The organism is Haloquadratum walsbyi C23 (assembly GCF_000237865.1).
Lineage (GTDB): Archaea > Halobacteriota > Halobacteria > Halobacteriales > Haloferacaceae > Haloquadratum > Haloquadratum walsbyi.
Genome location: NC_017459.1, coordinates 704,993 through 717,109 on the forward strand (window position 1 = coordinate 704,993; position 12,117 = coordinate 717,109).

The 12,117-nt window shown below is 46.8% G+C and carries 8 protein-coding genes and 1 pseudogene; 3 read left to right on the forward strand and 6 right to left on the reverse strand.

Annotated features, from left to right (window positions below; genetic code table 11):
* Positions 1–145: 145 nt before the first annotated feature.
* The 4 genes and pseudogenes from HQRW_RS03110 to HQRW_RS03125 form a co-directional block, all read right to left on the reverse strand.
* Positions 146–922 carry a LysE family translocator gene (locus HQRW_RS03110; RefSeq protein WP_014555427.1) on the reverse strand — a complete coding sequence of 259 codons (777 nt, stop codon included), beginning with the start codon at positions 920–922 and terminating at the stop codon, positions 146–148.
* 242 nt (positions 923–1,164) lie between these two features.
* Positions 1,165–1,884, reverse strand: a complete 720-nt coding sequence (locus HQRW_RS03115) for a TMEM165/GDT1 family protein (protein WP_011570842.1) — start codon at positions 1,882–1,884, stop codon at positions 1,165–1,167.
* A gap of 305 nt (positions 1,885–2,189) precedes the next feature.
* Positions 2,190–2,828, reverse strand: a pseudogene (locus HQRW_RS16340) (metal-dependent transcriptional regulator); the annotation flags it as partial.
* 120 nt (positions 2,829–2,948) lie between these two features.
* A complete protein-coding gene (locus HQRW_RS03125) occupies positions 2,949–4,163 on the reverse strand; it encodes a threonine synthase (RefSeq protein ID WP_014555429.1) in 1,215 nt (404 codons plus the stop codon).
* Between the two features lie 222 nt (positions 4,164–4,385).
* On the opposite strand from HQRW_RS03125, the gene HQRW_RS03130 reads away from it, so the two are divergent.
* Both HQRW_RS03130 and HQRW_RS03135 read left to right on the forward strand, forming a co-directional pair.
* On the forward strand, positions 4,386–5,666 hold the full coding sequence (locus HQRW_RS03130) for an NAD(P)/FAD-dependent oxidoreductase (protein ID WP_014555430.1): 1,281 nt from the start codon (positions 4,386–4,388) through the stop codon (positions 5,664–5,666).
* Between the two features lie 1,213 nt (positions 5,667–6,879).
* A complete protein-coding gene (locus HQRW_RS03135; protein WP_011570846.1) occupies positions 6,880–7,653 on the forward strand; it encodes an SDR family NAD(P)-dependent oxidoreductase in 774 nt (257 codons plus the stop codon).
* Between the two features lie 1,108 nt (positions 7,654–8,761).
* Here HQRW_RS03135 and HQRW_RS03140 read toward each other — a convergent pair.
* The gene (locus HQRW_RS03140; RefSeq protein WP_014555431.1) at positions 8,762–9,478 is read right to left on the reverse strand and encodes a metallophosphoesterase; all 717 of its coding nucleotides are present in this window, start codon (positions 9,476–9,478) and stop codon (positions 8,762–8,764) included.
* A gap of 1,018 nt (positions 9,479–10,496) precedes the next feature.
* On the opposite strand from HQRW_RS03140, the gene HQRW_RS03145 reads away from it, so the two are divergent.
* Positions 10,497–11,333 (forward strand): DUF7839 domain-containing protein, encoded by an 837-nt coding sequence (locus tag HQRW_RS03145; RefSeq protein WP_014555432.1) that lies wholly within the window; start codon positions 10,497–10,499, stop codon positions 11,331–11,333.
* Between the two features lie 39 nt (positions 11,334–11,372).
* On the opposite strand, the gene HQRW_RS03150 is transcribed toward HQRW_RS03145, so the two are convergent.
* Positions 11,373–12,020, reverse strand: coding sequence for a J domain-containing protein (locus tag HQRW_RS03150; RefSeq protein WP_014555433.1), 648 nt, complete (start codon positions 12,018–12,020; stop codon positions 11,373–11,375).
* Positions 12,021–12,117: the final 97 nt, after the last annotated feature.

Sequence of the window (12,117 nt, forward strand, 5' to 3'; positions counted from 1 at the left end):
TTACATATCTCGGTGATGAATAATAAAATTGGAATCCAAAACCAGCAAATATCAAAATGTCAAAACTCCGTTTGAAGACTTGAGTATCTGATTTTGATCGATCCAATCAGACGACTTGTCGTGACTGCTCGATGTGTGTTATGAGCTAAATTATGATGAGCGCCTTTCGAACACCTCTCAGAATAAAAATCATGCCAAAGCCTGCAAGAACAATTGCACTTCCCCCAGCGACAACAGGAGCTAATTTATTAACTCGACGCCCTATCCTGATGAGCGTTGCTGGAAATCCAGTAATCCATATTATAATTCCAATAAAGAACCCAATGATAAGTGTCGGTGACCCAGTTTCAACAATAACTAATCCGGTAAGTAGTGAGCCAATATATGGCGTTTGTGCAAGAATATCAAGTGTCCCTGACTGTAAGAGCCCAACTCCAATCGTAAGCCAAAATAGGATTTGATATGGGTTTGTAAGTGCTAAGATGAACGCTTTGCGGAACCCAGTCCCAACGTGTGAATTTAGATTCGTGTTCTTCTGTGTGGTTTTGCTCCCGCTTTCACTGTTATCTTCCTTTAGGGTGTGCGTTCCTGTATTGGTATTGCTGATACCGAACGCCGAATGAATCTCCGTAGCTGCCCCATATGCGAAATATAGCATCAAGACTCCACCAAGGGTAATCATTCCTGCGCGAAGCAACGGTGCACGTTCAACAATCGTAATAACACCGAATGCTGCGAGAACAAAGAAAATAATATCAGCTGTCATCGCCCCCAATCCGGCAAGAAAGCCTGCGGTCCATCCACGAACGACACTTTCCTCAGCGATGATAGCATTCATTGGTCCTGGTGGTGCCGCAAGCGCAAGTCCAAAGATGACACCAGTCAGTGCTGTCATGCTAAGTGCAATCATTGTTATTATCATCTGGAATGGGACTGCGAAAAAACAATCGTCACAGTATTAATTGATTCGCTGAATCACCAGATACGCCCTGTTCGGTCATCAAACGATGAATATAGATGTTCACACTCAATGTCGAATTCCTCGTTTACAGAGTGAACCCATCCCGGGTCAAACCCTGAGCAAGTCATCTTAAACCGTCTGTACATCTCGATCCATATCTGTCCAGCGTCTGCAATTATAATACACTCAAATGTCAATTGACGTTAGACAGCTGCGGAGACAGCTGTCGTTATCTCGGCGATAATCGTCTCCCAAACCGAAAAATCAAATAAAATCGACATGATGGCATCGATTCCAAAGAAGCCAAACAGGAGTGCTGACCCAAGGTAAGCAGTTCGCATATTGACACGTCCTGAAAATGAGTGGAATAAATATGCGTTCGCCAAACTAATTGGAATAATTGCAAGCATCTCACCAATCCAGATTGCGGATGTTGCTCCGTATTGGACCGCCAGCCCAATCGTCACCAGCTGTGTCTTATCGCCAAATTCACCGGTCACCATCAGAATGAATATCGGCAAAAATCCACCAAATGAACCACTCACACGATTAAGTGGTCCGGGGAGGGTAACCATCTCAAGTGCTGCGAGTCCTCCATCTGTCTCAGCTGTTGTTGTATCTGAGACATCCGGATTGGTGTTGTTATTTGATGGTGCTGACCGATACAGCAATATCGCAAATAAGAGGAACAACGATGCGGTGACAACATTTAGTGCAATCGGCGGAAGCACCGCTTGCAGTGCCTGTCCAAAAAGAATCTCAAGTGCTGTCCATCCCGCGAACGCTGACCCAGCAGCAGCAACAACAACAATCGGATCATATCTGGTAGATAATCCAGCAATGATGAATTGTACCTTCTCACCAGGGAGCACAGCAAGCTGTGTAATGAAGGCAATAATAAGAATCTCAAGATATGTGCTCATGCGTTACTCACCTCATCAGACTCGGGTTCATTCCCCTGCTCATGTGTCTCTGCGTATGAATCTATCCCGCTTGAGTTAGCTGTTTCATCAAGAGAACGAATACGAACTGACTCCGCAACATCATCCGGAAGACTCTGTGTCAACACGTTTGTTGTGCCATTCGGTTTATTATCTGACTCAGCAATTGAAGTTGATATTAGCGAATTGGAATTATCATCTGAAGATATACGTTGTTCTGCGGACAACAGCTCAGTGTTTGATGGATGATCAGTCGAATCTGCGGTTGCAGATGTGTTAGATGATGATACCGTCTGCATCGTTGTCTGCCCACAGTCAATATCGTTTTCTCCAATTGCAACAGTTATCATCCCAAATGGAGCGACATCGACAATCGTCAATTCGGTTCCAGGTCTAATCCCAACTCGGTCCAGATACTCTAGTTCTGTTGGGTCACGATCTCGAACGCGAACAACGACAACATGCTCGCCCTCCTCGCAGGCAGACAGCGGACCACTTGCAGCATCACTCAGTGGTGTCAAATCAGCAGTCGGAATCGGGTCACCATGCGGGTCAACTTGTGGGTCGTCAAGCGCCGCTGCAACACGGCGTTCGAATACCTCACTAATATGATGTTCCAGTGCATCCGCCTCCCCATGGACCTCACTCCACTTATATCCGAGTTGATCAGCAAGATATGATTCTAATAATCGATGACGCCGAATAACTGCGAGTGCGACGGTCTCACCTTCTGTTGTCAATTCTACCCCCTCATACTTTTCATATATCAATAATTCACGATCTGTGAGTGTCTCAAACATACTTGTGACAGTCGCTGGGGTTTTTTCAAGCGTATCTGCGACTGCTGATGTCGACACGGGTGGTCCCTTCTCAGCCTGCAGTCGGTAGATACTTTTTAGATAATCCTCCATCGCATCGCTCAACATACCTGATTTAGATGCATCAAAAATAAAACTGTGACGATAAAAACCAATAGTTATTACTCACCAAATCGAGATGGGCGGTTGCTATTAATATATCAACAGTAAGATATGATTGTCTATACGCTATATACCCTTACCCATCAGATGACTTCGCAACACATCAGCGGTTTTTGTCCCTGACTCAGTGTTGACAGCAATGACAGTGTCCGTCGGGTCAAAGACACCACGATCAGCGAGTTTATCAACAGCAGCAATAGCGGCCCCTCCAGCGGCTCCAATCTCAAGCCCAGCATGCTGAGCGGCAACAACTGCTGCTTCTAAAATTGCATCATCGTCAACAGCGATAATCTCTCCATCACACTCATCAATCGCCTCAAGGGCTGCAGTTCCACCGTTTGGGTCCGGAATTTCTAATTCACCAACGATTGTGTCTGGATTATCCCACGGTTCGACTTCCACAGCACCTTCGGTTGCAGCATCAACAATCGGTGCGCATCCAGATGGTTGAGCGGCGTACAACGTTGGCATTGAACTGAGTATATCCGCGGCAGTAAGCTCGCGAAATCCTTTCGCAACACCAGCAACAACCTCTCCAGTCCCGGCAGGGACAACAACAGCATCAGGCACATCCCATCCGTGTGCTTCCGCAAGCTCAAATGCAACTGTTTTGATTCCATCATGACGATATGGGTTATTGAATTCTTGTAGTGTATACCAATCTGACTGAAGCTGTTCGGCGAGTGCGTCCTCTGCATCGGGATATCTTCCGCCAGCGACTCGCATTTCACTTCCATGAACATTCACCATTGCTTTGTTCGAGAACGGGGTTCTTGATGGGACAAATGCATATGAACGAAGTCCGGCTATTCCAGCATATGCAGCTGCTGACTGTCCAGCGTTTCCAGGTGTCGCAAGTGCAAGCAAATCAGCACCTGTCTCGCGAGCGGCGGTGACAGCTGATGACAGCCCACGGTCAAGTATCGTTCCAGTTGGGTTTCGACTCTCATCCTTAATTGCAAGTGTCTCAACACCTACCTCTGCAGCAAGTTGCGGAGCTGTAACAAGTGGAGTATTACCCTCACCAGCGGTAATTGGGTCGATGAACGGAAGTAATTCATTATATCGCCACATCGAACGTGTCGTAATGTCGATGTCATTATCAGTATCAGCATCACTCCCGCGCTCAAACGCGCTTGTATCCATTCCCCACTTGATGCCGCTTGTATCATACATTGGCTCGAGCCGACCCCCAGTGTCAGTCGGACCAGTTGCCGTCAAATCGTGTTGATCCCCGCTCGCGGTACAGTATAACCCACGAAACGACTCAGATGTCTTCATATCGAATCACAACATTTCAACAATCAAATCGTTATCCACTTATATCTCGCTCTTTTTAGGGACTAAGCACACATATTCGGATAGGGAGTCTTAGCATACTCACATATCATAAAGTCTAAATTGTTTGATGGCTAGCGCTGGTCCAGTCATCAGAGTTCAATAATTCATCTAACAAAGTCAGTCTCGATACCCTCTTTATGTATCCATCCACGAGTCACAATCATGAGTACGGACTCCGTTGTGGTCGTCGGTGCCGGACTTGCCGGGCTTGTTGCGGCGCGACATGTCGCACAAACTGGTGCAACTGTCACCGTTTATGAACGCCAATCAGACGTTGGTGGGCGCGTGCAAACTCGCCATCAGGATGGATTTATTATTGATCGTGGGTTCCAGGTGCTTTTTACATCATATCCTGCCGTTACGCGTGAACTTGATCTTGATTCGCTCTCGCTCCGTCGATTCACCCCTGGCGCTGTCATTGCTCGCCCTGGGTCACGGTCTGTTCTTTCGGACCCTCTTCGTGACCCGCGCGCAGCAATATCATCATTACAAAATAATGAGGTAACGCAGACAGATAAAATTCGGACGCTATTGCTTCGGCAACATGTTGGGACACGAACAGAAAAAGAGATATTCGAGAGCCCTGATCAGTCGATTCGCTCATATCTTCAGGAATGGGGATTTTCAGACGACTATCTTGATCACTTTATTGCCCCATTTTATGGTGGCATTACACTCGATCGCTCGCTATCAACATCAAAACGTGTATTTGAGTATACATTCAAGTCACTCTCAACCGGCGAAATTGCCCTGCCAGCTGATGGTATGCAGGCTGTTCCACAGCAACTTGCGATGAATGCTCGCGATGCCGGTGCGAGTATCGTCTGTGAGGAGGGTGTTACTGATATCATTGACCATACCGATAGTGTCACTATTGAGACGGATACGACGACAACTGACGCTGACGCTGTGATTATTGCGACTGATCCTGCCGATGCCAGACAGCTCACTGGTGTTAATTCAATCCCGACAGACACACGTGGGTGTGTCACACAATATTATGAGCTCCCGGTTACAGATGCCCCTGAAACCCGTAAGAAGATTATCTTGAATGCTGCTGAGCCAGCGCCAAACACGGTTGTTCCGCTCTCTAATGTTGCCTCCGAATACGCCCCTGATAATAAGGCACTATTGAATGCAACGTTCCTTTCACCTGCAGCGTTTGAACATGATATTGATACCCTTGCTGAACAGACCCAATCAGCACTTTCATCATGGTACTCAGATCGCGACTTTGATTCTTTGAAACCAATTGCAACCGATCGAATTGAGTTCGCACAATTTGACCAGCCACCAGGTGTACACGATGCTCTTCCACAGGCGCGTGCCCCTGGCGGTCGGGTCTACCTTGCTGGTGATTATACGGCGTGGTCAGGCATTCAGGGCGCGATGCGAAGTGGTCGTGAGGCAGCTGTTGCAGTTAACACTGATCGGTCGACATGAAATATAGAATATAGGCTATAAGCTATAGACTACGGAACTCAACCACACCCTCTATATCCTCCGCATCTCGGTATCACAATCGAATATATTGATGTGTATTGACTCCTTTTGATACGTATCGAAATATGATTATCTATCTCACTGGGATGCTCTGACATCGTCGTCGATGTAATTGCAATCATCACAGCTTCATCAAGAATCAAGGCGGATACCTCAGGGCTTGACCCCGGGGACAGTTGACACACAGCTTTCATTGTATTCATCATCGCCACCATGTTTTCCACCCAACAGGACGATACTGTTGGATCTGATCAACTAGCCCACTCTTATTTTGCTCACCGGATACACGTGGCTCGCTTCTTGATAAAGTGGATTCCTCGCTGAAGATATTAAAGATGTAGAAAGCGTGTACAGCTATCATGTTGACATCCTCCTCCGGGTTCACGCGGAGGAATCCCGAGCGGTGGGAGTTTCAGGTTTCACACTCCCACCGAACAACCAGCCAGTGCGAATCTGAAGGGTTGTTCGCGGTCTGAGTCGGGTGCGGGTGCGGGTGGGACTGCTGGCGGTGCCAAGCCGCCGGGACTCCTATTCTCGACCATGTACGGCGTCCAAGCGTTGTTTTTGCCGCAGGGGCGCCGGCAGGCGTTAGCAAACTCGGAGTTATTTTCAATGTTGCTTCCAAGCAGTCGGGCACAGCATCTGCATCGGTTCATTATAGGAACCGACCGTTCACCAGACTGATTCCGATGATTGTCTTATTGCTTGGGGCGGACAGGCCGCCATCGTAGGACTGGCGGGAATCGCTCTGTTTCCAACCGATTCCTGTTTTATGATGTGATTGCCTGTGATTTAAATGTATGTATTTTGAAATTTGAATCGAGCGACGACAGTAGGATTTTGGAGGGCGTGACGGCGCGTATTCACGGCCTGAGGGCCGTGGTATTGCGCCTGCTCAGCATATAATAGCTGGAACTCTCGGGGTTGCGTTCACTATCATAGACACAAAGCGATTACATGAGCCACTGTAACTATCAATCAGCGTTTATACAACAAAGCGGTTCAAACAGCAATTGGAAGCCACGAATATACCTATATTAGTCACGATGTCAAGGGGTATATTCATACAGAAATCATAATTGGCGTTAGCTGGGGACAAAGGCTGGCTCTATATGCGAAGACATTTGACTGCTCTTTGATATACGTAAAGCGGATGACGCCACGAATTTCTTCGCAAACTGAAGCACTACTTATCGGCGGGTCAAGTGGGATTGGACTAGAAACAGCCAAGCGGTTGTCTGACCGAGGTATCAACGTACATCTTGTAGGTCGGACAGAAAAAAAGCTCATAAACGCTGTCGATAATCTCCCTGGAGATGGAACGGGAGAGTATTCAACAGTAAATCTCTATGATAGCGATGACGTCACAGCGTTTATTGAAGCAATCGAGGAATCAGAGGCATCAATTGAGTACTTAGTCAATGCCGCAGGATCATTCCAGCCAAAGCCGTTCTTAGAACATACCGAAGCAGACTATGATAAATATCATGACATAAATCGGTCATTCTTTTTCATCACCCAAGCTGTTGCACAAGCTATGGTTGAACATGGTGGTGGGTCGATCGTGAATGTCGGCTCCATGTGGGCCCAGCAAGCAATTGAGGAGACGCCAGCCTCGGCGTACTCCATGGCAAAGGCGGGACTGCACACGTTCACCCAACAGCTTGCAATTGAGTTGGGGGAGCACAACATTAGAATCAATGCGGTTTCTCCATCTGTTGTAGAAACACCAATCTATGGTGAATTTATGGATCCAGAAGATATCCACGAAAATCTTCAAGCATTCAATGATATGCATCCAACTGGAAGCGTTGGTCAGCCAGATGAGGTAGCAGCAGTGATTAATTTCCTTCTCTCAGAAGAAACATCTTGGGTCACTGGAGCAATCTGGGATGTTGATGGCGGTGTGATGGCGGGACGAACGTAACTGTTAAACAGACGATATTGCCGGAATTCATTTTACAGAAAAGTCAAGACGAATGCCCCGTGGCGATTTACAGGGAATATATGCTATCAGTCACTCTATCGTCTTTCTACGCTCATACATACGAGCAAGATCTTTCATATATCTCAAGCAACTGAGGTAACCGGTAACTACTCTTGATTCTGTAAGCGCTTCAAGACCGTTTCAGTAGTCAAGTTTCCTCCGTTAATAACGCTCTGTAAGGCATTAATCGATTTGCTGTAACTGTGTGGTATGTTATATTGGCTCTTCCAGTGATGATATTCCAGATAAGTGACATTTGAGATTTATCTGTCAGGACTCGACCGCAGTCACGCTTCGAAACATTACATAAGAGATATCGAACTCACGATTTCATAGTTCAAGCTGATACTATTGCTCGATGCGATGGAGCACAATTCCCGATTAGCATGCAGTGACAATAGGAAAGCATAATAGCCAGATCAAACCGGCATTGATCAGGCGTAATCCCGGAGAGTGTCGATTTTTTGTGGATAACAGAGCCAATTCGAGACTGTCAACTCAATGCTCAAGCGGAAATATGATTTGTTTTATTTATATATCTATGACACGTAGCAAACAGAAGTCCACTCCTTCAGGAAGGAAGCTAAGCTGGTAAAAGCAGTCTCAGAAAGTCACCTTTTTGAATCCTATGTAGATCATTGACTGAACCTTCTGAGAATCAGTATATGTTAGCGTGACATAGGTGCTGAGCTGCACCCCTGGCAAGGCTGTGATTAAACAGGGCGGGGTATTTCACAGATCCCACAGCCCTCGTTTCGTCAGGCATCGAATCACTATGTATAAAAAATAATCCGGGTCATTGCTGTAACATATGAATTTGTTGTGATCAATCTATTCTCTTGCGGGAAAATAGAAGCTTCGGGGTTTGAATCCAAGGAAGTTCATAGCTTAATACCAGACTCTGAAAATAGCGAGAGTTCCATAGACCACCTGACTCATTATTAAATCACGTACAGTTGTCCGAATACAGATTTTGTTATTATTGAATACTCGTTCAATACTATCTCAACAAATTCATAATGCTCAATTCTCAGGGACTCAAACAATCTCATAACATTGTCCGGAGTGATCGAAGCGGGGGAAATGAGAGAGATTCAGCGGCTTGTTCATCATAAATAGTTGGCCGTGCATCTTCAAGTCGCGTAATAAGTGGTGATTGAAGATCATTCCCACTCGCAGTATTGATGCTGACACCAGCAGCGAGTCGAGAGAATGTTGGAAGCATAATGATATTTGCCTCCTGATAGCTATCAGGAATTGAGAGAAAACATGGATGTCGTTGACCTTCGATAGTAATCGCTGGGTGATCATGACCGATGATATATCGCTCAGCCGTGATTGTTGGCTCAGTATGCCCGTGACAAATAACGGTTTTTGGGCTTTCTGCAGTTAGTCCCTCGACCGTATATGAGTCGACAACGGTCGTATTATATGTCGAATCGAGTCCCGTATCGTGATTGCCACGGACGAAGATACATGTCGCATCAACGTCTGAACACGCATCGACCAACGCTGCAAGCGTTCTTCGATTATCCGATGTTGCTCCCTCAAATCGATGAAAGATATCACCTGCAACAACAACCGTTTCAGGAGTCAATTCTCTCAGATGAGTCTGTATCCGTTCAAGCAAATCATCACGCTCGCCGAGTGGAAGTTGCACATTCGAAGCCTCATCACGACCAATATGAAGATCAGAAATCACAAGTGTCGCTGCATCAGGCATCCAAAGTGCACGTGAGCGATATACGACATCAGTGTTAATCACACGTACCGTATGAGCAGTATCCAAAAGTACATAACGGACACAATTACTACAGCTATCGTCTGGAGTCAGCTACCCACGACTGAAGTCGGTGGCTTCCTCCCGCAATTGGGTTTTGACCCGAACGATCGTATCGGTGTGGGCTGACTGCAATCCACTAATTCTCCGTGTGGAATTATTCTATTCCACGGTCGGGTACTCCATATCAGTTTCAAACTGACGTGGGTACCGACCCACAAAAAGGGACACTCGCACTCTTTGGATGGCGAGGCAGTGGGGTACGTCCATTTAATTCCTGGTGACCTCCACTCCAACCCGGTGTGGAGTGCGAAGAACCCGTGTCCGTAGCCGAACAGGGTAGCACGCTCGCTTCACGAGTCCCGAGTTCAGGGCAGGCTGACTGGATGCCCATACCAGCAGGTACTTGTGACCTTCTGACACTGTCCACACCCTGGCTTCTTGCCACCTAGAGATCTTGTTGGAAACTCAGATTGATTGATTTCTTGTTGTCGGCTTCCTCCCACGAATAAATTCCTGTCTCTTACCCACAAGTTCGTGGAGTCGTAACCGGACGTTTCAGACACTCTCAGAGGTATTTTGAACGCAAAAAATCGAGGCGAGAAGCGATTCAGACAGTGATATCGGCTGTGGGGGTGACAGAACGCCGGTAATCAACGCCACTACAATTGTTCCAAAGAGGTGCTGAAACTGTAGATACCGAGGATTTCAGTCGTGCTCGCCGATCCCGATCCCGTTCCGCTAAAATCCTGACTCGATCCGTGGGTAAGAGACAGGAATAGAGTCGTGGGTTTCCGCCTCGCAATCTCTATGAGTCCGCATGAACACCCTCAATATTTGACCGTACTCTGATATCGACTCTATTATTATATATGACTGGAATAGTCCATTCGATATGTTCTGCAGATTCACAGTAAGGAATGCAGTGGCCCCAGTGATATAATGGGCAAAACAAAATATATAAGAAGGTGGATTTTTACCGCTCAAATATTTATAATATGATATGAGCGGCGCGCTTGAGGATAAACGAACCGCAACGCGGTTTCGTATCCTCGTTGAAATTGCCGATCGGCAGCCAGCAGTAAATCAGGGTGAAATTGCTGAAGCTGTCGGTGTAACAAGTCAGGCTGTAAGCGAGTATATCCGTGATCTCGTTGCTGAGGGATATGTTGATAAGGAAGCTCGATCCCGTTATAGCATCACAAAAGAAGGCGTTGACTGGTTATTTCAGGAAGCAAAAGGACTCCGGCGATTTGCTAATCATGTTACCGATGATGTTCTTGAAAATGTCAAAGAAGACGCCGCCATTGCGACCGACGCAATTGAACCCGGTGAAACGGTGACACTTTCGATTACTAATGGGCTTTTGCATGCAACACCGGGAGATGTCGGACCTGCGACTGGTGTTGCAACGACCGCTGCAGATTCTGGTGACGAAGTGAGTGTGACTGGATTTGAAGGGGTAATACAGATGGATCCCGGTCATGTAACCGTTATACAACTCCCCCCGGCACGCTCTGGCGGAAGTCAGGCTGTCTCAATTGATGAGTTAGCGACAATCTGTGCGGGTGGTGATATTGTTGTTGCAACAGGTGTTGAGGCGGTTGTTGCACTTCGACGAGCAGATATCACGCCAACAACGTCTCTTGCGGCAGGGTCTGTCGCAGCCGATGGAGCCACACGAGGGCTTGATTCTGTTGTTGTGGCGACTGCTGATCTCGTTGGACAGGTTACTGACACACTTCGCGATGATAATGTGCTTTATGAAGTGACACAACTCGCAGACGCAGATGTAGATCCGGATATGAATGCAAATGTCACACATAAAGATAGTGAATAATTGAGAGCAAATATAGGTATGAATTATACCATATTCCACTCAGTCACTTCGAGAAACTGTCTCACAATTCGTGTGTTCGGCATGATCTCGGGCGATGGTGTATGCTTCTTGTAACTGGTTGAACTCTGCTTGTGTCCCGCCATGATCTGGGTGAACTATCTTCACCTGCTCGCGATATGCATCTCTTATTGCCTCTGCATCTGCTGTTGTTCTTAGTCCTAGTTGGTCATACGCTGCTGTTATTGAGGCGGATTGTGTGCGATTGTTTGCTCCTGGTGTGGAGTCGGGATCTGACACCTCAAACGGGAGTCGTCGTCCAAGCGCACGGACTGGCATTTCATATTCGCAGAGAATAGTTTCAATACCAGCACGGTCAAGATTAAAATACACTTGTGCATCGAACGTAACTGCAACTTCGTGATTACTGAGATAGAACGCGATTGTTTCGCCAGCAAGCTCACGCTCCTCAACAAACGGTTCATCGATTGCTCTAAAATATGACCGGAATTCACCTCGTCGTCGATTGAATTTTCCACCTGTCGTCCCGAATCTATTCGTATCGTCTGGAAATAACCGTCCACCAATAATAAAAACACCAGCGATAATGACTGTTGCACACCCCCCGGCGAGAACACCAAATACCAACCACGACGGGAATGATGAGAGCCACTCCAGGAGCACAATCACGATAACGATATACCACCTAAAGAACCTCTCGCAATGTCTGTATAGTTCAATATCCAGATGTTATACTCGTTTTTGAGTATATTTTTTTCACTCGCAG